Annotated in this window: 21 protein-coding genes, 4 pseudogenes and 1 other annotated feature; of the genes and pseudogenes, 6 read left to right on the top strand and 19 right to left on the bottom strand. The window is 55.7% G+C overall.

Translation table 11 applies throughout. The features are described from left to right. Window positions 1-97: 97 nt before the first annotated feature. A complete protein-coding gene (ivbL, locus tag GM30_RS26155; protein ID WP_124965767.1) occupies window positions 98-196 on the bottom strand; it encodes an ilvB operon leader peptide IvbL in 99 nt (32 codons plus the stop codon). Here ivbL and GM30_RS26595 point away from each other — a divergent pair. From GM30_RS26595 to emrD, 4 genes and pseudogenes are all read left to right on the top strand, one after another. Then, window positions 179-682 (top strand): hypothetical protein, encoded by a 504-nt coding sequence (locus tag GM30_RS26595; RefSeq protein WP_162212992.1) that lies wholly within the window; start codon window positions 179-181, stop codon window positions 680-682. The two genes, ivbL and GM30_RS26595, sit on opposite strands and share 18 nt — an antisense overlap. Window positions 683-719: 37 nt before the next feature. Next, entirely contained in the window at window positions 720-809 is a 90-nt protein-coding gene (gene tisB, locus GM30_RS11550) for a type I toxin-antitoxin system toxin TisB (protein WP_038161205.1), read from the top strand. 64 nt (window positions 810-873) lie between these two features. Next, window positions 874-1,320, top strand: a complete 447-nt coding sequence (locus tag GM30_RS11555; RefSeq protein WP_049848736.1) for a GNAT family N-acetyltransferase — start codon at window positions 874-876, stop codon at window positions 1,318-1,320. A gap of 199 nt (window positions 1,321-1,519) precedes the next feature. Next, window positions 1,520-2,545, top strand: a pseudogene (gene emrD / locus GM30_RS11560) (multidrug efflux MFS transporter EmrD); the annotation flags it as partial. Between the two features lie 417 nt (window positions 2,546-2,962). Here emrD and GM30_RS27215 read toward each other — a convergent pair. The 5 genes and pseudogenes from GM30_RS27215 to GM30_RS11585 form a co-directional block, all read right to left on the bottom strand. Continuing rightward, window positions 2,963-3,427: pseudogene (locus GM30_RS27215) on the bottom strand (radical SAM protein); the annotation flags it as partial. Further along, window positions 3,424-3,786: a DUF202 domain-containing protein gene (locus GM30_RS11570; protein ID WP_049848738.1), complete on the bottom strand. Its 363-nt coding sequence runs from the start codon at window positions 3,784-3,786 to the stop codon at window positions 3,424-3,426. The pseudogene GM30_RS27215 and the gene GM30_RS11570, both read right to left, overlap by 4 nt. After that, window positions 3,776-4,123, bottom strand: coding sequence for a YidH family protein (locus GM30_RS11575; RefSeq protein ID WP_049848739.1), 348 nt, complete (start codon window positions 4,121-4,123; stop codon window positions 3,776-3,778). Before GM30_RS11575 ends, GM30_RS11570 begins: the two co-directional genes overlap by 11 nt. 47 nt (window positions 4,124-4,170) lie before the next feature. Beyond that, window positions 4,171-5,650 (bottom strand): annotated as a pseudogene (locus tag GM30_RS11580) (sulfatase-like hydrolase/transferase). Beyond that, window positions 5,647-7,206 carry a solute:sodium symporter family transporter gene (locus tag GM30_RS11585; RefSeq protein ID WP_049848740.1) on the bottom strand — a complete coding sequence of 520 codons (1,560 nt, stop codon included), beginning with the start codon at window positions 7,204-7,206 and terminating at the stop codon, window positions 5,647-5,649. The pseudogene GM30_RS11580 and the gene GM30_RS11585 overlap by 4 nt, the downstream one beginning before the upstream one ends. Before the next feature lie 174 nt (window positions 7,207-7,380). Here GM30_RS11585 and GM30_RS11590 point away from each other — a divergent pair, with 174 nt between their 5' ends. Continuing rightward, window positions 7,381-8,265: a helix-turn-helix transcriptional regulator gene (locus tag GM30_RS11590; RefSeq protein ID WP_049848741.1), complete on the top strand. Its 885-nt coding sequence runs from the start codon at window positions 7,381-7,383 to the stop codon at window positions 8,263-8,265. Here the strand turns inward: GM30_RS11590 and GM30_RS11595 are convergent. The 3 genes from GM30_RS11595 to ibpA form a co-directional block, all read right to left on the bottom strand. Then, window positions 8,258-9,919, bottom strand: a complete 1,662-nt coding sequence (locus tag GM30_RS11595) for a putative transporter (protein WP_049848742.1) — start codon at window positions 9,917-9,919, stop codon at window positions 8,258-8,260. The two genes, GM30_RS11590 and GM30_RS11595, sit on opposite strands and share 8 nt — an antisense overlap. Before the next feature lie 301 nt (window positions 9,920-10,220). Then, a complete protein-coding gene (gene ibpB / locus GM30_RS11600; RefSeq protein WP_049848743.1) occupies window positions 10,221-10,649 on the bottom strand; it encodes a small heat shock chaperone IbpB in 429 nt (142 codons plus the stop codon). Window positions 10,650-10,813: 164 nt separating this feature from the next. Beyond that, window positions 10,814-11,227: a small heat shock chaperone IbpA gene (gene ibpA, locus GM30_RS11605; RefSeq protein WP_049848744.1), complete on the bottom strand. Its 414-nt coding sequence runs from the start codon at window positions 11,225-11,227 to the stop codon at window positions 10,814-10,816. Next, window positions 11,221-11,294 (bottom strand) — a sequence feature (ROSE (Repression Of Heat Shock gene Expression) occurs in the 5'-region of heat shock genes and acts as an RNA thermometer to modulate expression.). Its footprint overlaps the gene before it by 7 nt. A gap of 229 nt (window positions 11,295-11,523) precedes the next feature. Here ibpA and GM30_RS11610 point away from each other — a divergent pair. Next, a complete protein-coding gene (locus GM30_RS11610; protein ID WP_049848745.1) occupies window positions 11,524-11,856 on the top strand; it encodes a YceK/YidQ family lipoprotein in 333 nt (110 codons plus the stop codon). Window position 11,857: 1 nt separating this feature from the next. On the opposite strand, the gene GM30_RS11615 is transcribed toward GM30_RS11610, so the two are convergent. From GM30_RS11615 to dnaN, 10 genes and pseudogenes are all read right to left on the bottom strand, one after another. Further along, window positions 11,858-13,024 carry a YidR family protein gene (locus tag GM30_RS11615; RefSeq protein ID WP_049848746.1) on the bottom strand — a complete coding sequence of 389 codons (1,167 nt, stop codon included), beginning with the start codon at window positions 13,022-13,024 and terminating at the stop codon, window positions 11,858-11,860. A 50-nt stretch (window positions 13,025-13,074) separates the two neighbouring features. Then, the gene (locus GM30_RS11620) at window positions 13,075-14,193 is read right to left on the bottom strand and encodes an MFS transporter (protein WP_072094102.1); all 1,119 of its coding nucleotides are present in this window, start codon (window positions 14,191-14,193) and stop codon (window positions 13,075-13,077) included. A gap of 59 nt (window positions 14,194-14,252) precedes the next feature. After that, entirely contained in the window at window positions 14,253-15,401 is a 1,149-nt protein-coding gene (gene dgoD / locus GM30_RS11625) for a galactonate dehydratase (RefSeq protein ID WP_049848748.1), read from the bottom strand. Then, window positions 15,398-16,015, bottom strand: coding sequence for a 2-dehydro-3-deoxy-6-phosphogalactonate aldolase (locus GM30_RS11630; protein WP_049848749.1), 618 nt, complete (start codon window positions 16,013-16,015; stop codon window positions 15,398-15,400). Before GM30_RS11630 ends, dgoD begins: the two co-directional genes overlap by 4 nt. After that, window positions 15,999-16,874: a 2-dehydro-3-deoxygalactonokinase gene (locus GM30_RS11635; RefSeq protein ID WP_049848750.1), complete on the bottom strand. Its 876-nt coding sequence runs from the start codon at window positions 16,872-16,874 to the stop codon at window positions 15,999-16,001. The genes GM30_RS11630 and GM30_RS11635 overlap by 17 nt, the downstream gene beginning before the upstream one ends. Continuing rightward, the gene (gene dgoR / locus GM30_RS11640) at window positions 16,871-17,560 is read right to left on the bottom strand and encodes a D-galactonate utilization transcriptional regulator DgoR (protein ID WP_049848751.1); all 690 of its coding nucleotides are present in this window, start codon (window positions 17,558-17,560) and stop codon (window positions 16,871-16,873) included. The genes GM30_RS11635 and dgoR overlap by 4 nt, the downstream gene beginning before the upstream one ends. Window positions 17,561-17,784: 224 nt before the next feature. Beyond that, window positions 17,785-18,600, bottom strand: coding sequence for a sugar-phosphatase (gene yidA / locus GM30_RS11645; RefSeq protein WP_049848752.1), 816 nt, complete (start codon window positions 18,598-18,600; stop codon window positions 17,785-17,787). A 160-nt stretch (window positions 18,601-18,760) separates the two neighbouring features. Further along, window positions 18,761-21,091 (bottom strand): annotated as a pseudogene (gyrB, locus tag GM30_RS11650) (DNA topoisomerase (ATP-hydrolyzing) subunit B). A 28-nt stretch (window positions 21,092-21,119) separates the two neighbouring features. Then, a complete protein-coding gene (gene recF, locus GM30_RS11655) occupies window positions 21,120-22,193 on the bottom strand; it encodes a DNA replication/repair protein RecF (protein WP_049848753.1) in 1,074 nt (357 codons plus the stop codon). Beyond that, on the bottom strand, window positions 22,193-23,293 hold the full coding sequence (gene dnaN / locus GM30_RS11660; protein ID WP_049848754.1) for a DNA polymerase III subunit beta: 1,101 nt from the start codon (window positions 23,291-23,293) through the stop codon (window positions 22,193-22,195). The genes recF and dnaN overlap by 1 nt, the downstream gene beginning before the upstream one ends.

Raw genomic sequence — 23,293 nt, forward strand, 5'->3', positions numbered from 1 at the left:
TCCTTTTCTTCTGGGCCGACTTACCTGGCGAGTTCCTTAAACGAAAAACCCCGCCCGGTTTGCGCCGGCGGGGTTTTGGAATCGTGTGTTCCGGACCCTACGGCGCATTGCCGACGACCACCACCACACGCACGACGACCACCGCGGCTAGTTGCGCGGTGTTTAGTAGGTTCGTCGTATGCATGGAAGCGTTCATTTGGGACCAGCCTGTGATTCATCAATTGAATTTATACAAACACAGGTTTGGCTGACAGACAACGGAATTATTTTCATCAGCGTAAAACTGCGCCGCCGATCACGTTTCGTTTCGCGGCGCCAGAAAACAAAAAACCCCGCCGGAGCGAGGTTTTTATCGACAGCGTTTGCGGGTGGTAGCCGCAGAACACACTGTGTTACGTCAACGGCTAAAGTATACGCGAACGGAAAGGAACGCGCAATTTTCGGCACGGATTTTGACGTGTTGAGTATGGATGACACCGTCGATTTTGTCCAAAAAATACTGTTCATGCATACAGTGTTTATCTATAATGAGGATGTTCACTTTGTGAGATTCGGGGGCCGCGTGTTACACGGGCGCAATGAAGTCCTGGCTGAAACGGGTGGTGCCGTCAGTGCCTTACCCCTGAGAGAGCACACTGTGTTACGTCAACAACGCGGTTGGTTACAGGCGGCGGAAAGGTAAGCCAACCCGCAGTGCTCCTTTACCTGAGGAGACGCGTATGGGCGTGATGGATATGATCATTCTTATCCTGAAACTCATTGTTGCAGTACTGCAACTGCTTGATGCTGTCCTGAAATACTTCCGGTAATTCAGGTTCAGGTCGCACCTAAGAGGGGCGGGCAACCGCCCCTCTTTCATCACGAGGGAGTGTTATGATGCGTTTACTTATTGAGCCGATCACCCCAGCGGAGCCCGGCTATATCGCGCTCAAGACGGAAAGCCTGACGCACCATTTCAACATGCTGCGCAGACTCGAAGAGAGCTGGCTGCGCGGCGAAAACCAGTTCAATGCGCCTGGCGAAAAGCTGTTAGGCGCGTTCCTGAACGGCAGGCTGGTCGGCATTTGCGGCCTGAATCGCGATCCGTTCAGCCAGTTGCCACGCGCCGGGCGCATTCGCCATCTCTACATCAGCAAAGCCTGGCGCCGGGCAGGTATTGGCAAACAACTGCTGACCACGGTGATGGCCGACGCCAGCATCTGGTTTGATTTCCTGAATACGCACGCCCCACAAGCAGCGCACGGTTTCTATCATAAAATGGGCTTTGTGCCGGTTATCGGCGAATCGCGCGTCACCCACCGGCTGTTCTGCTCGGTCTGATCGCACGCCGCGCCCAGGCAGGCCAAAACTGGCAACATTACTTGCCGAAGTTGTTTACAAATCCTGCCTGCCTCCGCCTCACCTTTAACGTTCACGATGGTTAAGTTGCCATCAGGCTGTGGTAGATTCCTCCCGAATTTACCGGTGTTCCTGGCGATTTATTCTTCATTTTCTCATTTTTTAAGACGTAACATTCGACATGAAAAGGCATAAGAACTTCAATTTGTTGTTGATGTTGGTTCTGCTCGTGGCCGTCGGTCAGATGGCGCAAACCATCTACATCCCGGCTATTGCGGATATGGCGCTGGAATTACAGGTGCGGGAAGGTGCGGTGCAGAGCGTGATGGCGGCCTACCTGCTGACTTATGGCGTCTCGCAGCTGTTCTACGGCCCGCTCTCTGATCGCGTTGGCCGACGCCCGGTGATTCTGGTCGGGATGACGATTTTTATGCTGGCAACGGTGGTGGCGATCACCACGCACAGCCTGACGGTGCTGATCGCCGCCAGCGCGTTGCAGGGCATGGGGACCGGCGTCGGCGGTGTGATGGCGCGAACGCTGCCGCGCGACCTGTATGAAGGCACGCAGCTTCGCCACGCCAACAGTTTGTTAAATATGGGGATTCTGGTCAGTCCGTTGTTGGCGCCGCTGATTGGCGGCCTGCTCGATACCGCCTGGGGCTGGCGCGCCTGTTATGGTTTCCTGCTGGCGCTGTGCGTTATCGTGACGTTCAGCATGGCCCGCTGGATGCCGGAAACGCGGCCGAAAGCGGCACCGAAAACCCGTCTACTCACCAGCTATAAAACCCTGTTTGGCAGCACAGCGTTTAACTGTTATCTGCTGATGCTGATCGGCGGGCTGGCGGGCATTGCAGTGTTTGAAGCCAGCTCCGGTGTACTGCTGGGTGGCGTGCTCGGCCTGAGCAGCATGGCGGTCAGTATTCTGTTTATTCTGCCGATCCCCGCCGCCTTTTTCGGCGCCTGGTTTGCCGGTCGTCAGAACAAGCGTTTTTCGTCGCTGATGTGGCAGTCGGTGATTAGCTGTCTGCTGGCGGGGCTGATGATGTGGATCCCCGGTCTGCTTGGCGTGATGACGGTCTGGACGTTGCTGATCCCCGCCGCGCTGTTCTTCTTCGGCGCGGGCATGCTGTTCCCGCTGGCCACCAGCGGCGCGATGGAGCCGTTCCCGTTCCTCGCCGGTACAGCAGGCGCGCTGGGNGGTGCGGTATAGGTAAAAAAGCGTTGATACCCCTCGCACAGCGCGCTCACGCCGTCCGCTGTGCGGTGTTTCGGGCAGTCGCCGTTGCACAACTGCCGCATGTGACACTCCTGGCACGCCTGCGGCAGCGAGGCTTTTTTGTTTTCGCCAAAGGCGATCGCCTCCGGACTGCGGGTCATCGCNGCCAAGCGTTGAATCAAACAGCTGCACGTAAGTGCGGCCCACATCTTCCCGCACCCAGACGTCAAACACCGTGGTGAGAAATGCCCCCCAGGCTTCCGCTGATACCGACTCCGCACTCGGCTCGCCATTTTTATCCAGCTCCATCAGAGGAATAAACTGGATAAACGGCGTGCCCTGACGACGCAAATACCGGTACACCCGCTCGGCATGCTGACTGTTTTGCCGGTTGACCACCGTCAGCAGATTGAAGTCGACGCGGTGTGCGACCAGCCTGCCGATCGCCTCCACCACTTTAAAATGCGTCGGTTTTCCGCTGCGGCTAACTCGCCACGTATCATGAAGATCTGCCGGGCCATCAAGCGAAATGCCCACCAGCCAGTCGTTATCATGAAAAAAACGGCACCATTCATCAGTGACCAGTAGCCCGTTGGTTTGAAAGGCGTTATGGATGCGCTTTTCGCCAGCGTACTGTTTTTGCAGGGCGACAACGCGACGGAAAAAATCGAGCCCGCACAGCGTTGGTTCGCCACCCTGCCAGGCAAACTGAACGTCCTTTCCGGGCTGCGCGTCTATCTGCTGGCGGATAAACGCCTCAAGGGTGGCGTCATCCATTTCTTCATTTTTGGGCTTATCAAGGTAGTAGCAATAACGGCATTTGAGGTTACACCGCGAACTGGCTGGCTTAGCCATCACGTGACATCCTGTCATACAGCATCCTTTAAAAATATGGCGATTTGTCTTAAGTGCGTTACAGCAAACAATAATGCGAGGGAAAGGACAGCGAGGGAGATCAAAAATTTGTCACGCACTGCCCGCGGTTGGGCGAAATCGCTCTTATTGATGTCCATAACGTTACGATTGCGGGTATATCGCCATAAGATAATGCTGACCAATGCCAGCAGGCCGAGGGAAATCCAGAACGGCATGCCTGATTGATGCCAGTTATGTTTGACCGCCAGCGCCATCAGCGCGCCATAGCCCAGCAACGTTCGAAACCAGGCCAGTGACGTGCGTTCCGGTTGCAGACCAGGATCCTGCTGGCGGCGCGTTTTGCGGCTATCCGGCATACAGCACCAGGCCCATCACGGTGAAGGCGACGACCAGCAAAATGACGCTGATGATCAAAAGCGTGTGCGTGTAGGGTAAATCTTCTTTCATCCGCATCGCTTTTTCATTTTTCAGCCAGCGCAGATAGCCATAAATCGCCAGCGTCCCGGCAAACAGGCACAGCAACAGCGCTAACACTTCACGAATGAGCGGTGTGGCAAAATCGGGTGCCAGCTGATCTAACCCGACACCCGCGGCCAGAAACCCCAGCGAAGTGCGGATCCAGGCGAGATAGGTTCGCTCGTTAGCCAGCGAGAAGCGGTAATCCGGCGCTTCGCCAAGGCGCGAAATTTTCATTCAATCTCCTTTGCAGACGCCCCCTCTACCGGCGAGAGGGGGTAACATCAGAATTTCTGTTTCTTCTCTTCCACCTTAACACCCTGCGTTGGCATGCCGGTATCGTAATCACGCACCACCGGCGAATAGCCATCTTCCGGGCGCGGGCGAAACGCTCCCATCCAGCGCGGCTGCGCCTGCACCCGCCACGGCCGCATGCTCCATTGATAGGTGCGAAACGGATCCCNAGTCCAGTAGTTGATCGTGCAGATGATCGCGAATCTGTGAAAAATCAGCGACATCGATGAGATTTCGCATCTCGTTAGGGTCGTTTTGCCGGTCGTACAGCTCATCGCTGGTAAACAGATTTAATACCAGTTTATAGCGATCGGTCACCCAACAGCGCACCGGAATGAACCCGCCGAAGCTGTCATGCTCTATCTCATAACGGTTGAATTCCACCATCACGCCGCGCTCAGGTTGCGCCCTGAAGAGGTTCTCGCCCGGCAGGATATCCGGCTTATCGATCCCTGCCAGCGCCATCATCGTTGGCAGCAAATCGATATGGCTGACCGGCGTATCCACCTGCTTTTTGATGCCGGTCGGCGACCGCACGATCAGCGGGATACGAGTGATGTCATCATACATCGCCGCGCCTTTGCTGATCAGGCGATGAGCGCCCATCATTTCGCCATGATCGGAGGTATAAATCACCCAGGTATTTTGCTGCTGTTCCGGCGTTAACGCGTTGATCACCCGGCCGATCTGGTCATCGACAAAATCGTTACAGGCAAAATACATCGGGTGATTGTACTGCGCATCGTCCCCCACCGGCGACGGCATCGCCTGTGCCCACAAGCGGTGATGTTCCGGTTTGTTCGCCAGATCGTCGCGCCCTTTTTCCCCGAGGTCGTAACGGAAATCCTGATACTTCTCAAGATACTCCACCGGGCAGGTGAACGGATGATGCGGTTCGTCGTAGGAGACCACCATCAGAAATGGTTCTTCGGCGCGCTCGGGTTGCGCCAGGAAATCAATCGCCCGATTGCTGATGCGGTGCGCCCAGGTAAACGTTTCATCAATGTGGTGCGCCTGCAAATCCTCGACGCTGTTGAGACCGTTTCGCCACAACCCGATTTGCTCGTCGGTCAATTCGGAGAGGTAGTTTGCGCCGTCGTACCAGTACTCCGCATCCCATTCCGGCGGGCAAATGCCGGTGCCGAAATAGTCGTGCCCGTCGAGATGCCACTTGCCGATGTAACAGGTGTGGTAGCCCGCATCCTGAAAATAGCGCCCCATCGTCGAAATGTTTTTCCCCGGCGCGACGTTGTTAGTCCACGGCCCGGACTGATTAGCGTAAATGCCGGTAAATAACCCGGCACGCGCGGGCGTGCATACCGGGGAACAGGTGTAAGCGGAGTTAAAACGGATCCCTTCGTCGGCCAGCTTATCAATATTTTGGGTATTCAGCGGCTTACCGCTGTAACAACCCACCATATTGGTCGCCTGGGTGTCGGTCATGATGAACAGAAAATTGGGGCGAGTCATGATTTGTCCTTAACGTCTGAAGCAAATTCGGCAGGCGCGGTGCGGCGCTCATGCCAACGGCTGTAAATCAGGTAAATCACCACGGCGGCCACGATGAGATAGCAGAGAATGGTCAGCCATTGAGACGCATAACCGCCAAACTGCGCCAGGCCGGAATAGACGCCAATCATCGCGAACAGGACGCCAACGGAGGCGATTTTCACGTGTCGCCACGGCACCATATCCACTGCAAACGCGTCGTGAAATTTAAACGGCGTTGCACGCGGCCTGACAGCACCGATGACCAGCATCAGCACCACGTTGATGCAGAACGTACAAGCCAACACATAGAGGAAATGGAAGTCGAATTTAACCAGGTAATTGACGACGATATAGCTACAAATACCGAAGAACATGGCGGCTTTTGCGGCGATCGCCGGAATTCTGGGGAAGAAAAAGCCCATAATCACAATCGTCACCAGCGGCACGTTGTAAATGCCGTTGAGCTGCTTCATCCAGGTATAAAGCCCCTGCGGCGCGTTGGCGATCCACGGCGCAACCAGCACCGAGACAATCGCGACGATAAACCCGAAGCGACGACCGACGGATACCAGTTGGTCCGGCGTCGCCTGCTCGTTAATGATGCGGCGATAAATCCCCATGCTGAACAGCGTCGAGGCGCTGTTTAAGAAACCGCAGAACGCGCTGATGATGGCGCCGAACAGTACCGCGCTAAAAAAACCCACCAATGGCAGCGGCATCACTTTGTTAACCAGCGCCGGATAGGCCATGTCCGCTTTCGGCAAGTCCTGAAAAAGATGAAACGCAATCACGCCCGGCAGCACCAGAATCAGCGGGTCGAGCATTTTCAGTACCGCCGTCAGCAGCGCCCCTTTTTGCCCTTCCGACAGGCTTTTTGAGGCCAGCGTACGCTGGACGATGCCCTGATTAGTACACCAGTAAAAGGTGTTCACCAGAATCAGCCCGGTCAGCGCCGCGCCAATCGGTACCGGGTCGTGGCTGGCGCCGATGGGGGTGGGCACCGCATACAAAATGCCGCAAATCCCGAGTACGGTGACCATCGCCCAGATGGCAGCGTTTTGCGAAATGCCAAACGCTTCCGTGACGTGAAACATGCTGTTAAAGGCCAGCGCGCCGGAATAAAGAATGATCGGCAGGAAGCAAATCCCGGTGGCAATCAGAAAACAGCAGTCGATGATGATGCGCGTGGTTTTGTCATAGCGCTCTTCAATAAAATCAGGAATGGTAGCGATGCCACGCTGTAAATAGCGCGGCAGGAAAATCAATGCCAGAAAGATCAGCGGAATGGCGGAAATCACCTCCCAGGCCATCACCGACATTCCGCTGCGATAGGCCTGACCGGTCAGCCCGACCAGCTGTTCTGTCGACAGGTTGGTTAGCATCAGGGAGGCCGCGATCACCGGCGCTTTCAGCGACCGTCCGGCGAGAAAATACCCCTGCTGCGAACCGGTATCCGCTTTACGCAGCTTCCACCAGGTAATGAAAGCCACCAGCAGCGTAAAAGCGATAAAGCTCACAATTTGCTGAATACTCATCATATGCCCTTATTTATGATTATGTCCGGCCCGTCAAAGCACAGAGGAATTAAGGACGTACCGGAACCAGGCGGTTTGTTTTCTTAAACGACAAGCAACACATCCCTGAAAAGAAAAAAGTATGCTAGGTTTTAATTTCAGGTTGCAGGCATAATTCGCCGACGGGAAATTAAAATGAATGGAAAAACTCAAATTTCGCATGTAAAAAACGAAACCACGTACAATATTCCATTAGTTCTTGATGAAAATGTGATCTCAAGCGGAATTTCCCTCATCTCGTTATGGCACACCCTGGCCGACGAGACGTACCGCGTCACCTGGCCTCGTGATAAAAAGAAGCCGCTGATCGCCAACTCCTGGGTCGCGGTGTACACCCTACAAGGCTGCGGGCGGATATACCTGAAAGATAATTCCGAAATAACCCTTAATGGCAATTGCGTTATTTTCCTGAAACCAATGGAGATTAAGTCCTATCATTGTGACGGGCTGGTCTGGGAACAATACTGGATGGAGTTTATCCCCACCAGCATAATGGAAATACCGATATTACAAACGGGGATAATATATAACGGAGAGAACTTTAATAAAGAGCTCAATGAGGTTGCAGAGCTGATAAATAGCGGGGAGTCGCTTAAAAATAACCTTGCGGTGGCCTTTCTCACCAAAATTATCTATCAGTGGATTTGTCTTATTACAGAAAACGGGCAAAAAGACCGTCAGTTAATAAAACTGGAAAAACTGATCACCGCGTTACACAGCAATCCGCAAAAACGCTGGAGCGTCGCGGATATGGCGCAGTGGATGCAGTGCAGCGAACCCTGGCTGCGGCGTCTGTTTTTGCGCTATACCGACAAAACGCCGAAAGAGTATTATCTCGACGCGCAGCTGGAACTCGCGCAGTCATTACTTAAGCAGGAAGGGAATTCGGTCAGTGACGTGGCGAACATGCTGAACTTTTTCGACTCGTTCCATTTCAGCAAAGCGTTCAAACATAAGTTTGGCTATGCGCCTTCAGCCGTCCTGAAAGCGCATAAAAGCCAGAAAGAGGGGACTAGCTGAGCCCCCAGAACAGCACGGCCAGCAGCTGTGGCGTGATGATACGCAGGAACATCACCAGCGGATAAACCGTCGCATAGGAGAGTGCTGCCGCACCGCTGGTGGCGTGCAGGTTGTTAGCAAAGGCTAACGCCGGCGGATCGGTCATTGAGCCGGCCAGCATGCCGCAAATCGTCAGGTAGTTCATCTTCGCGAACATTCTCGCCAGGATCCCCACCGTCAGCAGCGGGATGGCGGTGATAAAGATGCCGTAACCTACCCAGCTCAGACCGTCGCCTTTGGTCAGCGTCTCAATGAAATCGCCGCCGGATTTCAGCCCCACCACCGCCAGGAACAGCACAATCCCCAGTTCACGCAACGCCAGGTTGGCGCTCGGCGGCATAAACCAGTAGAGCTTACCGATGCTGCCGATACGCCCGAGGATCAGTGCCATAATCAGCGGACCGCCCGCCAGTCCCAGCTTCAGTGCCACCGGGAAACCCGGCACGAACAGCGGTACCGAGCCCAGTAACACCCCAAGGCCGATACCGATAAATACCGGCAGCATCTGCACCTGTTGCAGTTTTTGCTGCGCGTTACCCAGTTCTGCGGCGACCGCGTCAATCGCCGAGGGACGGCCGACCAGGTTGAGGATATCGCCGAACTGCAGGCTGGCATTACTGCTCGCCACCAGTTCAACACCGGCACGGTTGAGGCGCGAGATCACCACGTCATAACGCTGTTTAAAGTGCAGATCGCGGATTTTTTTGCCTAATACCTTCTCGTTGGTGACCACCACACGCTCGACGCGGAGATCGGTTCCCCGGGTTGAAAGCGACGTTTCCACCTCTTTACCGATCACCAGCTGGGCGCTGTGCAAATCCTCGTGCCGCCCCACCAGGTGGAGCAAATCACCTGCCTGAATAATGGTGGTTGGCGACGGTACCATCAGCATGTCGCCCCGTTTCAGGCGCGAACAGATAATTTTGTCGCTGTTCAGCACCGGCACATCCTGAATCGCCAGATTATTGAGGTTCGGGTTCTCAACACGGATGTTGATAGTGTTCAGATGCGCACTGCCGTTGCCGACGCTGTCATCAAACTGCTGCGCTTCTTTCTCAACGTTAACGCGAAAGAACAGACGCACCAGCCACATGGTCATCAGAATGCCGCAAATCCCAAACGGGTAAGCCATCGCATAGCTCATCCCCATCTGGTCGACAATATCCGTTGGCACACCTAAATCACGCAGGATCTGCTGCCCGGCGCCCAGCGCAGGGGTATTAGTGACCGCACCGGAGAAAATCCCCAGCACCACCGGCAACGGAATATTGAAAATTTTATGCAGCAGCGCCGTCACCAGACCGCCGAGAATGACGATCAGAATGGCGAAAAGATTAAGCCGTAGCCCCGACACGCGAAGCGAGGCAAAAAAGCCCGGCCCCACCTGAATCCCGATGGTGTAGACGAACAGGATCAGGCCAAATTCCTGAACGAAATGCAGCATTGGGCTACTGAGGGTCAGCCCGGCCTGATCGACAAAATGACCAACGATAATGCCGCCGAATAAGACGCCGCCAATGCCAAACCCAACGCCGCGTATTTTTACATTGCCTATCCATAAGCCAACCACGGCGACGAGTGCCAGAATGCTGACGGTCAATGCTATGTCACTCATGACAGATTCCCTGTGAAGATACACGCCATCTTTCAGACTGCCTCGAGGCAGCTGATAGATTAGGTGAATAACATTATAGATATAATGGATTCTGGCAGAGAGATCGGGGGTTGTATGCGCGATAGCGCACATTTACCCCTCCAATAAGCAATACCGCTACTTTGCAGACTTTTTCTCTGTTCCCGGCACACAGTTTTGCAGTTGCTGAATGCTTTTATCGGTAAAAAGCGATAAGGCGTGTTCTTCTGCGTTTACACACAAAAAAGCCCCGCCGAAGCGGGGCTATGACATCGCTAATTTATTAGCTATTTAGTGCCGGGCGATCGCTGATAGCGATCCGCTGCGGAGCGAGGGTTTCCGGTACATTGCGGGTTAAATCAATGTTCAGCAGACCGTTGGTAAAGGTCGCGCCAGACACTTCCATATTTTCCGCAAGGGTGAAGCTCAGGCTGAAGGCCTGGGTTACCAGCCCCTGATGCAGCCATTTGGTCTCTTTTTCCGGCTGCTGCGGTGCGCCTTTGATGGTCAGCCGCGTGCCTTCCAGTTGAATGTCCAAATCTTCCTGACGGAAACCGGCCAGCGCAAGGGTAATGCGGTAGTGGTTATCGTCGCTTTTTTCGATGTTATAGGGCGGGAAGCTTTGGCTTTCACCGGCGGTTTGCAGGGCATTGGCCAGTTTGTCAAAACCGATCCATTGACGCAGCAGTGGGGATAAGTCGTAGTTACGCATAGTATAAATCTCCTTCTAAGAAGCGAGTTTTTACGCGTCATCCTTCAAGCTGCCTCGATGCAACCCGAATGATTTAGCGTACTATTACGAATCGCATGATTCGCATTTTCTGCCCCCTGACGGCGGGCAGGTTGAGATGTGGGCCGCCGCGCGGCCCAACGGAATTAGTTAATTTCGATGCGGCGCGGTTTGTTCGCTTCCGGGATCACACGCTCGAGATCGATATACAGCAGGCCGTTCACCAGGTTGGCGCCACGAACGTGGATGTTTTCCGCTAGCTGGAATTTGCGCTCAAAGTTGCGCTCAGCGATGCCCTGATAGAGGTAGGTCCGCTCTTTTTGCTCTGCCGCATGCGACCCTTTGACAATCAGCAGATTGTCCTGCGCGGTGATTTCCAGTTCGCTTTCCGCAAAACCGGCCACGGCGATGGCGATGCGATAGTTGTTTTCGTCAACGAGTTCAACGTTGTACGGAGGGTAGCCGCCGTTACTCTGGCTCTGGTTGTTTTCTAACAGATTGAACAGACGGTCAAAACCAATAGCAGAACGGTACAGCGGAGAAAGATCGAAGTTACGCATAGTAAAAAGCTCCTGAAATCAGCGAGTGTTTAATCACCTTCCATCTTGGACAGGTCGTTTGCCCGGAATACCCCGCAGGCGTATCCCACATCGGGCCGTACTCTTAAAATGGGTGCGACGGAACGCATTTCAAGGGCTGTTGTCTGAGTTTTTTTGCACTTTCAGGCTAAGTGTTTAGACTGAATGACAGCACTAAAGGTTAAAGTGAGACAGCCGCCACAGAGCGGCGCTTTCAAACTTTCTATTTGATCTGCGGGTCGATATAACCCAACGACAGGCATCACAACGATAACATTATGATGAAATTGACTCTGCTAAAACTGGCTCTGCTCAGTGGAATGATGGTTCTTGGCGGCTGTTCGAGCGTGATGTCGCACACCGGTGGTAAGGAAGGAACGTATCCCGGCACGCGCGCCAGCGCCGCGATGCTGGGCGATGACGACACCAACTGGGGAACAAAATCGCTGGTCGCGCTGGATATGCCCTTCACCGCCGTGATGGACACGCTGCTGCTCCCGTGGGATCTGTTCCGTACCGACAGCTCGGTGAAATCGCGCGTGGAAAAAAGCGAACAAAAAACGCTGGCGACGAATTCCGTGATCCCGCCAGCGCCCATGCCATCGAAATAGCTTAACTGCCGGTTTCCGTTACCCACAGTTGACGAAAACCGTCCACCTCTTCCATCCAGGCGATGTACTGGCCGTCCGGCGAAAACACAACAGCATCGGCTGAAGGCGGATTTCCATGCCCGTCAGTCAGAAACGTCACTGCGCCCGTTGCCGCATCGCACAGCGCAATCCGGTTATCCACGACACATCCCAGCGCATTCCCTGACGGATGCCAGTTAAATGCCGACTGAATACCACTCAGCGTCTGCGTGAGCTGGCGCGGCTCACCGCCCTGCGGCGACATCAGCCACAGCTGCACCACGCCGTTATCATCACGCATCAAAAAGGCGATCTGGCTTCCCTGCGGGTTCGCGCGCACCCAGTGACGCGGAACGTTAACCAGCCCGGGATACGCACGCAGGTGAGTAAAGGTAAGGCGTTTTTGCTGAACGCTGGCTGGCGGCGCAGGCATCGTGCTGCTCGTCCCTTCGAGCGGTTCCTGCCCTGCCTGTTTCCAGTCTGCTTCGTGTTCCGGCAGCGTCACGATAAACAGCTCCGGTACTTTTTCGCCCTGCAGCGTACGCGTATCGCCGATAAACGCCAGCGCGCGGTTGCCCACCCAACCCTCTTCATAAGCGCGGTTGATCTCATCGCTACCCGGCGCGGGCGTTGACGTGGTACGGCTGACCAGCACGCTCCAGTGGCTGGCNNCGTTGCGCAAATCCAGCGTCGCATCGCGCTCGTGCAATATGTGATCGTTATAGGTAAAGCTGACGGCCTTGCCGTCCGGACTATAAACATGAACATGGCTGCCACCGCGCAGCGCACCGGGAGTGAAGGGGGGCGTGATATCCATCGCGTCGAGGTTATGCGTTTCGCCGTTGTGCGTCACCACGCCACGACGGTGATGAAAATCGTACTGCCAGTCCGCATCCGGCTGTTCCGGCCCGTGAATGAAAACGTATCGCGCCTCCTGCGGGTGCACCGTCACCACACCAACGTGCGCGCCGTCAGTCGCCCGGTAAATCACTTCGACCTCACCGGTATGGATATTGACACGCTCAATGGTTTCACCGGTAAACGACGCGCCTGACGGACGCACATCAAACGCCAGCCACTGGCTGTCCGGCGTCCAGGTTTGTGTATTGGTGAGCTGATGATGGCGGGGGGCGAAAGTGACTTGTTTCATTAGGATACCCTGATGCTTGACGTCGCATCAGGGTATCTCAGGTGCGGTGTTTAGCCTACCCGTTTCACGTCGCCAACCAGCAGGATGTAGGAGAGCGCGCCGATCAGCGCCACCACGGCGATATAGGTCAGCGCCGGAGCAAAACCGTAATCCTGCGCCAGATAACCCACCACCAGCGGCACGGTGATACCACCCAGACCGCCCACAAAGTTGAACACGCCGCCGGTCAGGCCGATCAGACGCATCGGCGCCAGCGAAGAGACCAGCGACCAGGTGANCGCGAAGCCGTTGCCGAAGAAGGCGAGCGCCATCAGAGTCATAATCCACACCGGATCGTTGGTGTAGTTAGCGCCCATGATGCAGGTGGAAATCAGCAGGCCGCAAATGATCGGCGTTTTACGCGCCGCACCCAGCGAGAAGCCTTTGCGCACCATTCTGTCCGCCAGCCAGCCGGAGAGCAGTACGCCAAAGAAAGCCGCCAGGAACGGCACGGTGGTCATAAATCCAGCCNGTTCCGCCTGGGAAACGCTTTTGGTCAGGCGCGGCGGCTGATAAACCTTGATCCAGATAAACGACCAGATAATGCCAATCCCACCCGTCACGATGAACACCCAGTGCCAGCTCAGCAGTTCCTGGATCCAGATCAGCAGCGGCGTCAGAAACGCCAGGCCAACGAACTGCCCGGAGGTGTAAAAACCGACCGCCGACGCACGCTCATGTTCCGGGAACCAGCTGGTCACCATGCGGTTGTTGGTGGGAAACGCCGGCGCTTCAAAGATACCGGTGATGGCGCGCAGGCCAATCAACGACATCAACCCTGTGGCGAACCCCTGGAACAGTGTCGCCACCGACCAGCCCAGAATCGCTATGAAATACGTTAAGCGCGAGCCCACGCGGTCAAGGAACCAGCCGCCCGGGATCTGGCACAGGGTATACAGCCAGGCAAACGCAGAAAAGACATATCCCATTTCGGCTTTGGTAATGCCGAACTCTTCCTGAATATGTGCCGACGCTACGGCGAGGTTTGCCCGATCGACATAACAAATCACAACCGTAATAAAGATCATAATCAGGGTCAGATAACGCCGACGCCCGACTTTCGCAGTAGTCACTGATATATCCATCGCAATCTGTCTCCAGATTTTGGGCATAGCGAAGCCGCTCACCATGCCCTGTAATTTACAGAGGGTGTAAGAAAAAACGTTTTTTAATTATTTAATTCTGCCGATTACCACTCGGCAACTGAGCCATCTTCATGACGCCACAACGGATTTCGCCAGTCGGTCACGTTCCGGCTCATTTCGATGACTTTTGCTTCGTCAATATCCACCCCAAGCCCGGGTTTCGTTAACGGTTTAAAGAATCCGCCATCCATGCTGAAGTCATCTTTATTTTTTACAAAGTCGAGCAGTTCCGCGCCCTTATTGTAATGAATGCCCATACTCTGCTCCTGGAATACGGCATTGCGCGACACGAAGTCGATATGCAGACACGCGGCCAGCGCAATCGGTCCAAGCGGACAGTGCGGCGCCAGCGCCACATCGTACGCTTCCGCCATCCCGGCGATTTTGTAGCATTCCGTGATCCCGCCGGCATGCGACAAATCAGGCTGCAGAATGGCGATACCGCCCGCTTCCAGCACCCGTTTGAATTCGAAGCGTGAGAACATGCGCTCGCCCGCCGCAATCGGAATGTGCGTTTGCGCCGCCAGCCTCGGATAGTATTCCGCCTGCTCCGCCAGCACCGGCTCTTCAATGAACAGCGGGCGATACGGCTCCAGCTCTTTGATAAGCACCTTCGCCATCGGCGCGCTGACGCGACCGTGGAAATCCAGACCAAATTCGATGTCGCTGCCGAACGCTTCGCGGATTTGCGCCACGGTATTGACGGCGGCATCCACTTTGCGCGAATCGTCGATCACGCCCAGTTCTTCACAGCCGTTCAGTTTAAAGGTATCAAAACCGATGTTACGCAGGGTTTTGATGCCATCAATCACCTCGGCCGGACGGTCACCGCCGACCCAACTGTAGGCTTTGATTTTATCGCGCACCAGACCGCCCATTAGCTGCCAGACAGGGGCGTTCAGCACTTTGCCTTTGATATCCCACAGCGCCTGGTCGATACCGGCAATGGCGCTCATCAGGATCGGGCCGCCGCGATAGAAACCGGCGCGGTACATCACCTGCCAGAGATCGTTAATCCGCGCCGGATCCTGACCAATCAGGTAATCGCCCATTTCATGAACGGCGGCTTCAACGGTGCGCGCGCGCCCTTCAATCACCGGTTCGCCCCAGCCAACCACGCCTTCGTCCGTTTCGATTTTCAGAAACAGCCAGCGCGGCGGTAAACGGTATGTCGTGAGTTTGGTTATTTTCATTGCACTGCCTCTCGATACGCTTGAACAAATGCGGCGGCCTGCTGCGCGGTTCGCTCAACGGACTGCCCGGCGCGATAGAGATCGCTCCCGAGTCCGGCGCCCGCGCACCCGGCCTGAATCCATTCCCCGAGGTTTTCCGGTGTGACGCCGCCCACCGCAAATACGGGGACGTCCGGCGGCAGCACTGCTTTCAGCGCTTTGATATACGCCGGGCCAAACGCGGAAGAGGGGAAAATTTTCAGCGACTGGGCACCCGCGTCCAGCGCCTCGAAGGCTTCCGTCGCCGTGGCGCAACCGGGGCAGACCGTCATGCCGTGCGCCACAGCGCGGCGGATCACCTCCGGCTGGATGTTTGGCGTCACAATCAGCTTGCAGCCCATTGCCGCCAGTTCATCGACTCGCTCCGGTTTCAGCACCGTACCGGCGCCAATCAGTGCCTTATCGCCAAACGCGGCGACGATCGCCGGGATGCTTTTCTCCCATTGCGGCGAGTTCAGCGGGATTTCTACCGCGTCGAAACCCGCGTCGATGACCGCGCCGACGTGCGCGAGCGCCTCGTCTGGTGTAATGCCGCGTAAAATCGCGATCAGCGGGAGTTTAGTTTGCCACTGCATGGGCGATGCTCCTTATTCCAGCCTGAAATGCGGTATCGCCGTCCACCAGCACGGTGTTGCGCCCGGCGGCGTGGAGCGCCTGCTGGTAACGCACAGCCAGTGAATTTCCGGCAACAATAGCGATCTGCCCGTCGGCAAAGCGGTCGCCCATGCAGGCAACTTCTGCGCCGATCAGCAGACCGGATAAAAACTCGCTCACCTGTTCGCGCGGCAGCGCACCCAGGACATGGGCGGCACGCACTTCGAACAACTGCGGCAAAAGAGAAGGAGAGGCGAGACCACGCGCCAGCCCGGCGCTGAAGGCCTCGGGGGATGCGGTTTGCTCCGGCAACCCCGCGCCGATCAACGACTGGCGCAGCAGCAGGTGATGCAGTTCACCGGTCATCACAGTATGAAAATCGAGAATTTGCTGGTGGTCAGCCTGTACCCATTTGCAATGCGTGCCGGGCATGACATACAGGGTCGAGGGGGCGATTTCACGCGCGCCGAGCAACTGTGTTTCCTCGCCGCGCATCACATTGTGGTTATCGTCACGCGATACGCTCAGGCCAGGAACGATCCAGATATTGTCGCCAACGGACGTTAACTGCTCGCCAATGGCAGAGAAATATGCGGGAACGGGCAAATAGGGGGCGATTTTCCAGCCGACGTTACTGCCGACCATGCCCGCCATGACCACCGGCGTAGCGCCGTCATTCCAGCCCTGCGTCACTTCCGCTAACACCGCCCCTGGAGATTTTCCGTTAAGACGGGTGACCCCTGCTTCCGAATGCCGGTGCTCCAGGCATTCATCGCCCTGATACAGCCAGGCGCGCAGATTGGTCGATCCCCAGTCAATGGCGATGTAGCGTGATGTCATGTGAATTCCTTCAACCGTCGTGTTGAGCTGGCAATCATGGTGAGCGCTGCCTGCTCCGCTGCTTCGCCGTCCTGATGCCGTATCGCATCGAACAGCGCCTTATGCTCCTGGAGCGTTTTCGGCATGTTGGCCTCATCGCCCATCCAGGTGCGTTCAAATACCGCCCGCTGGAGCGAACTGATCGCCACACTCAGCTGCTGCAACACCGGGTTATGCACCGATGCCAGCACCGCTTCGTGGTAGCGAATATCCGCTTCGTTAAACGCATCGCGATTCTGGTTGTTGGCGATCATGTCGTTGAGCGCCGACTCAATGTTCGCCAGATCGCTGGAGGTAGCGCGTTCCGCTGCCCAACGGGCGATGGCCGGCTCCACCAGATTTCGCACTTCGCTCATCGCGGTGATGAGTCGCGGGTCATAATCGTTTTCCAGTACCCACTGCAACACGTCCGTGTCGAGGTAGTTCCATTGGTTGCGCGGCGTCACGAACGCCCCGCGATAGCGTTTCATCTCGATCAGCCGTTTGGCCATCAGCGAGCGAAACACCTCGCGAATAATGTTGCGCGAGGTTTCAAATTCTTCACACAAATCGGCCTCTGCAGGCAGCGCCGAACCGGGTACATATTTCCCGCCTACGATCTGACGGCCCAGCGTGATGACAATACGGTCGGTTTTGTTGAGATTCATGGAGAGTCCTTATGCTCTGTGCGTCCATGTTTACTTTACCTCGACCGCTGAATTTCACCGCACTTTTGCAGTACAAATTTGTGGGGTTCATCCGTTTGCGTGATATCAATGTAGTACAATGATGATGTGTTGTACTACAATTTAGATCACAAAAAGAACAATTCAGAGATAAAAAAAAGCACAGCTAACCGAAGCTCGCTGTGCTGGAGGGTTTTGCAGGGGAGTTATGACGCGAGGACGTATTTCTCGATAGCGTACGCCACGCCATCTTCCAGATTCGATTTAGTGATGAAATTCGCCACTTCTTTGACCGTCGGGATGGCGTTATCCATCGCCACGCCAACGCCCGCATATTCAATCATCGCAATGTCGTTTTCCTGATCGCCAATCGCCATAATTTCTTCAGGCTGAATGCCCAGCGTTTCCGCCAGCGATTTCACGCCGGTACCTTTGTTGACGCGCTTGTCGAGGATTTCGAGGAAGTACGGCGCGCTCTTCAGCACGGTGTATTTCTCTTTCACTTCCGCCGGGAGGCGTGCGATGGCCCGATCGAGCACCACCGGTTCGTCAATCATCATCACTTTCAGGAACTGGGTGGCCGGATCCATTTTCTCCGCTTCGCAGAACACCAGCGGAATGGTGGCGACGTAGGATTCATGCACAGTGTAATAGCTGATATCACGGTTCGCGGTGTACAGCGTGTTGCGATCCAGCGCGTGGAAGTGCGACCCCACCTCGCGGGACAGTTTTTCCAGGTACAGGTAATCGTCGTAGCTCAGCGCGGTTTGTGCAACGGTACTGCCGTCGCTGGCTTTCTGCACCAGCGCGCCGTTGTAGGTGATGCAATAATCCCCTGGCTGTTCCATATGCAATTCTTTGAGGTAGTGGTGCACACCCGCATACGGACGCCCTGTCGTCAGTACAACGTTTACCCCACGCATACGCGCAGCGGCAATGGCATTTTTAACAGCAGGAGAGATGGTATGGTCCGGTAACAATAAAGTGCCGTCCATATCGATCGCGATGAGTTTAATAGCCATGTTTTCCCCGGATTAAATGAGTCTCGGCTCATGCTAACGCGATTTAGCTCAAAAAACAGCAAAAGAGAGGCGGTAAAAGGGGGATGTAATGACGGGGCGGGAATCCCCTTTTGCGGGTAAAGAAAAGCCCGGTGGCGCTGCGCCACCGGGGTGTACTGACTTAAATATCGATATTCGCCGCTTTCAGGGCGTTTTCTTCGATAAAGGCGCGACGTGGTTCAACCGCATCCCCCATCAGCGTGGTGAATAGCTGGTCAGCGGCAATCGCGTCCTTAACGGTAACGCGCAGCATACGACGGCTTTCCGGATCCATGGTGGTTTCCCACAGCTGTTCCGGGTTCATTTCGCCCAGACCTTTGTAGCGCTGGATGGAGAGGCCACGGCGGGACTCTTTCACCAGCCAGTCCAGCGCCGCTTCGAAGCTGGTCACCGGCTGGCGNGCGCAGTTTCTCACCGAGCGTGCAGATACGACGGTATTCCGGGCCGGTCACGAATTCGTGATCGAGCGGATAATCAGTATCCACGCCGTGCGTACGCACGCGGATGATCGGCTCAAACTGCTGCTGTTCCGTGTTTTCACGGACATCGTATTTCCACTGGCTGCCGTGCTGTTCGTTCTCGTTCAGCTCCGTCACCAGCGCGTTCACCCAGCGGGTCACGGCCTGTTCATCGCTGAGGTTCGCTTCGGTCAGCGTCGGCTGATAGATAAGCGCTTTCAGCAGCGAACGCGGGTAGCGACGCTCCATACGGCCAATCATTTTCTGCGTGGCGTTGAACTCGGACACCAGACGCTCCAGCGGCTCCCCCGCCCCCGNNTGGCGATCTGGTACTGATCCATCGCTTCATCGTCTTTAATGTACTGTTCCTGCTTGCCTTTTTTCACTTTGTACAGCGGCGGCTGTGCGATATACACGTGACCACGCTCAACGATTTCCGGCATCTGACGGTAGAAGAACGTCAGCAGCAGCGTACGGATGTGCGAGCCGTCGACATCCGCATCGGTCATGATGATGATACTGTGATAGCGCAGCTTGTCCGGGTTGTACTCGTCGCGACCGATGCCGCAGCCCAGCGCGGTGATAAGCGTCGCCACTTCCTGAGAAGAGAGCATCTTGTCGAAGCGCGCTTTTTCCACGTTAAGGATTTTACCTTTCAGCGGCAGAATCGCCTGGTTCTTGCGGTTACGGCCCTGCTTCGCAGAACCGCCCGCGGAGTCCCCTTCCACGAGGTACAGTTCGGACAGCGCCGGGTCGCGTTCCTGACAGTCCGCCAGCTTGCCCGGCAGACCAGCGAGGTCCAGCGCGCCTTTACGACGAGTCATTTCACGCGCTTTACGCGCTGCTTCACGGGCACGCGCCGCGTCGATGATTTTGCCGACCACGATTTTCGCATCAGACGGGTTTTCCAGCAGGTATTCGCTCAGCAGTTCGTTCATCTGCTGTTCTACCGCCGATTTCACCTCTGAAGAAACCAGCTTGTCTTTGGTCTGAGAAGAGAATTTCGGGTCCGGCACTTTCACGGAAACTACCGCAATCAGGCCTTCACGGGCATCGTCACCGGTGGCACTGACTTTCGCTTTTTTGCTGTAGCCTTCTTTGTCCATGTAGGCGTTCAGTGTACGGGTCATCGCCGCACGGAAGCCCGCAAGGTGCGTACCGCCGTCGCGCTGCGGAATGTTGTTGGTAAAGCAGTAGATGTTTTCCTGGAAACCGTCGTTCCACTGCAGTGCCACTTCAACGCCGATACCGTCTTTTTCGGTAGAGAAGTAGAAAATAGTCGGGTGGATCGGCGTTTTGTTTTTGTTGAGATACTCAACAAACGCCTTGATGCCGCCTTCGTAGTGGAAATGGTCTTCTTTACCGTCGCGCTTGTCTTTCAGGCGGATAGAAACGCCAGAGTTGAGGAATGACAGCTCGCGCAGGCGTTTCGCCAGAATTTCATATTCAAATTCGGTGTGGTTAGAAAACGTCTCCAGGCTCGGCCAGAAACGAACCATGGTACCGGTTTTTTCCGTTTCACCGGTCACCGCCAGCGGGGCCTGCGGCACGCCGTGCGCGTAAATCTGACGGTGGATCTTGCCTTCGCGATGGATAACCAGTTCCAGCTTCTGCGACAGGGCGTTTACCACGGACACGCCAACGCCGTGCAGACCACCGGACACTTTATAGGAGTTATCATCGAATTTACCGCCCGCGTGCAGTACGGTCATGATCACTTCCGCCGCCGAGACCCCCTCTTCCGGGTGAATACCGGTCGGAATACCACGCCCGTCATCCTGTACGGAAACGGAGTTGTCGGCGTGGATGGTGACGATAATGTCTTTACAGTGACCCGCGAGCGCTTCGTCGATAGCGTTATCTACCACCTCGAATACCATGTGGTGCAGACCGGTGCCGTCATCCGTGTCGCCGATATACATACCCGGGCGCTTACGCACCGCATCCAGCCCTTTCAGGACTTTGATACTGGAGGAGTCATAAGAATTCGACATCAACGTTTCTCGCTCATTTTGTCTTGGGTTAATCCGTTATTTTACCCTTTTCCACGGTGAACATCTTCGAATTTTTGTCCGACATGTCCATTACGTGTTCAGCGCTAATCGCGCTGACAAAAACCTGTGATTGCGTCGCTTTTAAACGGCTGGCCAGCAGCCCGCGGCGCGCATCATCCAGTTCAGAGGCAAAATCATCTATGAGGTACAGGCAGCGTCGCCCGCTTTCGCGGGTCAGGAACTCCCCTTGCGCCAGACGTAGCGCGCACATCAGGAGTTTGAGCTGCCCGCGCGACAGCGTGTCTTCCACCGGCGCACCGTCGGCGCGAATGCGAAAATCCGCTTTGTGCGGACCGTGCGCGGTGTAGGTTAACAGGCGATCACGTTCGAAGTTTTTCTCCAGCGTTTCGGCATAGTCCGTCTCTTTCTCCCAGCCGCGCTGGAAGGAGAAGGTGAGAGAAAACTCGGGTAAAAACTGCTTACAGGTATCCGCCATATCATCCACAATGGCCGCGCTGTATTCCGCGCGCCAGCGGCTGATCTGCTCCGCCAGCGGGATAAGCTCGGTGTCCCACGGGCGCAATTGTGCATAGCGAGTCACCTGACGCAGTGCAGCATTACGCTGCCTGAGCAGGCGCTTCAGATTGCTCCATGCGGTGAAGAAACCGGCTTCGTTGTGAAAGCATCCCCAGTCAAGGAACGCTCTTCTGTATTTGGGGCCGCCGTTGAGTAAAGTAAACCCCTCCGGCGTAATCAGTTGCATCGGCATCAGCAGCGCCAGCTCCGCCACTTTGTGACCGTCGGTACCGTCGATGCGCACTTTGCTGTCGCCGAGCTTGTCTTTCGTCAGACCGATGGCGATTTCGCGCTCCTGCCCCTGCAATCGCCCGTGCAGCACAAACGATTCCTGCTCATGGCGGATCACGCGGCCAATCTGCAAACTGCGAAACGCCCGGCCATGGCCGAGCGTATAAATGGCTTCCAGAACGCTGGTTTTTCCGCTGCCGTTGGCGCCAACCAGAAAATTAAAGCCGGGGGATAACGCGAGATCCGCGCTTTCGATGTTGCGAAAGTCGCGGATCAACAGACGGGTGAGCGACATTACAGTCTCATTGGCATGACAACATAAGCCGCGCTTTGGCTGGCCGCATCTTCAATCTGTACACTTGAAACCGAGTCGGTCAGCAGAATGCGGACGTTTTCACACTTCAGCGCGTTCAGCACATCCAGCACGTAGCTAACGTTAAAGCCGATTTCCATTTCGGTGCCGCCGTAGGTGACGTCCAGCATCTCTTCCGCTTCTTCCTGTTCCGGGTTATTAGCGGTAATTTTCAGCTGGTTTTCGCTGACGTACAGACGCACGCCGCGGAATTTCTCGTTGGAGAGAATGGCCGCACGGGCAAAGGCCTGTTTGAGGATATCGCAACCGGCTTCCAGGTGTTTGTCCGGGTTTTTCGGCAATACGCGGCGATAATCCGGGAAACGGCCATCAACCAGCTTCGACGTGAAGATAAAATCGCCGACGTGAGCGCGGATGTTGTTGCTGCCGATCTGCACGCGTAGCGGGTTGTCACCGCCGTCGAGCATACGCATCAACTCAATCACCCCTTTACGCGGCACGATCACCGAATGGTTGGGTAACGGCTCGCCAACAGGCATCGAGCACACCGCCAGGCGGTGGCCGTCTGTCGCGACAGTGCGCAACTCTTCGCCTTCGGTCTCGAACAACATGCCGTTCAGGTAATAACGAACGTCCTGATGCGCCATTGAGAACTGGGTCGCTTCAATCAGACGTTTCATCGTCGCCTGCGGCAGGGTGAATTCCACTTCGCTCTGCCAGTCGTCAAGGTTCGGGAAATCGGTGGCAGGCAGCGTGGAGAGCGAGAAACGGCTGCGGCCAGACCGCACCAGCATCCGATCGCCTTCGAGCTGCACCGCGATTTCCGCGCCTTCCGGCAAGCCACGGCAGATATCAAAGAATTTACGTGCCGGAACGGTCGTTGCCCCCGGTTCGTGTGGCTGAATCAGCGCGACGCGAGCCACCATCTCCATTTCAAGGTCAGTACCGGTCAGCGACAGCGCGCCATCTGCGACCTGAAGCAGCAGGTTACCGAGAATCGGCAGCGTTGGGCGGCCACCTAATGGACCACTCACCTGTTGCAACGGTTTTAATAAATGTTCACGTTCTACGGTAAATTTCAT

The organism is Trabulsiella odontotermitis (assembly GCF_001188485.1).
Taxonomy (GTDB): Bacteria; Pseudomonadota; Gammaproteobacteria; order Enterobacterales; family Enterobacteriaceae; genus Trabulsiella; species Trabulsiella odontotermitis_A.

Excerpts from the sequence above, each read along its gene's own strand:
- GM30_RS11575 (WP_049848739.1), bottom strand. The coding sequence starts at position 4,123 with ATGAAAATTTCGCGCCTTGGCGAAGCGCCGGATTACCGCTTCTCGCTG.
- dnaN (WP_049848754.1), bottom strand. The coding sequence starts at position 23,293 with ATGAAATTTACCGTAGAACGTGAACATTTATTAAAACCGTTGCAACAG.
- GM30_RS11570 (WP_049848738.1), bottom strand. The coding sequence starts at position 3,786 with ATGCCGGATAGCCGCAAAACGCGCCGCCAGCAGGATCCTGGTCTGCAA.
- tisB (WP_038161205.1), top strand. The coding sequence starts at position 720 with ATGGGCGTGATGGATATGATCATTCTTATCCTGAAACTCATTGTTGCA.
- recF (WP_049848753.1), bottom strand. The coding sequence starts at position 22,193 with ATGTCGCTCACCCGTCTGTTGATCCGCGACTTTCGCAACATCGAAAGC.
- ivbL (WP_124965767.1), bottom strand. The coding sequence starts at position 196 with ATGAACGCTTCCATGCATACGACGAACCTACTAAACACCGCGCAACTA.
- dgoR (WP_049848751.1), bottom strand. The coding sequence starts at position 17,560 with ATGAATCTCAACAAAACCGACCGTATTGTCATCACGCTGGGCCGTCAG.
- dgoD (WP_049848748.1), bottom strand. The coding sequence starts at position 15,401 with ATGAAAATAACCAAACTCACGACATACCGTTTACCGCCGCGCTGGCTG.
- yidA (WP_049848752.1), bottom strand. The coding sequence starts at position 18,600 with ATGGCTATTAAACTCATCGCGATCGATATGGACGGCACTTTATTGTTA.
- ibpB (WP_049848743.1), bottom strand. The coding sequence starts at position 10,649 with ATGCGTAACTACGACTTATCCCCACTGCTGCGTCAATGGATCGGTTTT.
- GM30_RS11595 (WP_049848742.1), bottom strand. The coding sequence starts at position 9,919 with ATGAGTGACATAGCATTGACCGTCAGCATTCTGGCACTCGTCGCCGTG.
- GM30_RS11555 (WP_049848736.1), top strand. The coding sequence starts at position 874 with ATGATGCGTTTACTTATTGAGCCGATCACCCCAGCGGAGCCCGGCTAT.
- GM30_RS11635 (WP_049848750.1), bottom strand. The coding sequence starts at position 16,874 with ATGACATCACGCTACATCGCCATTGACTGGGGATCGACCAATCTGCGC.
- GM30_RS11610 (WP_049848745.1), top strand. The coding sequence starts at position 11,524 with ATGATGAAATTGACTCTGCTAAAACTGGCTCTGCTCAGTGGAATGATG.
- GM30_RS11630 (WP_049848749.1), bottom strand. The coding sequence starts at position 16,015 with ATGCAGTGGCAAACTAAACTCCCGCTGATCGCGATTTTACGCGGCATT.
- GM30_RS11590 (WP_049848741.1), top strand. The coding sequence starts at position 7,381 with ATGAATGGAAAAACTCAAATTTCGCATGTAAAAAACGAAACCACGTAC.
- GM30_RS26595 (WP_162212992.1), top strand. The coding sequence starts at position 179 with ATGCATGGAAGCGTTCATTTGGGACCAGCCTGTGATTCATCAATTGAA.
- ibpA (WP_049848744.1), bottom strand. The coding sequence starts at position 11,227 with ATGCGTAACTTCGATCTTTCTCCGCTGTACCGTTCTGCTATTGGTTTT.
- GM30_RS11585 (WP_049848740.1), bottom strand. The coding sequence starts at position 7,206 with ATGAGTATTCAGCAAATTGTGAGCTTTATCGCTTTTACGCTGCTGGTG.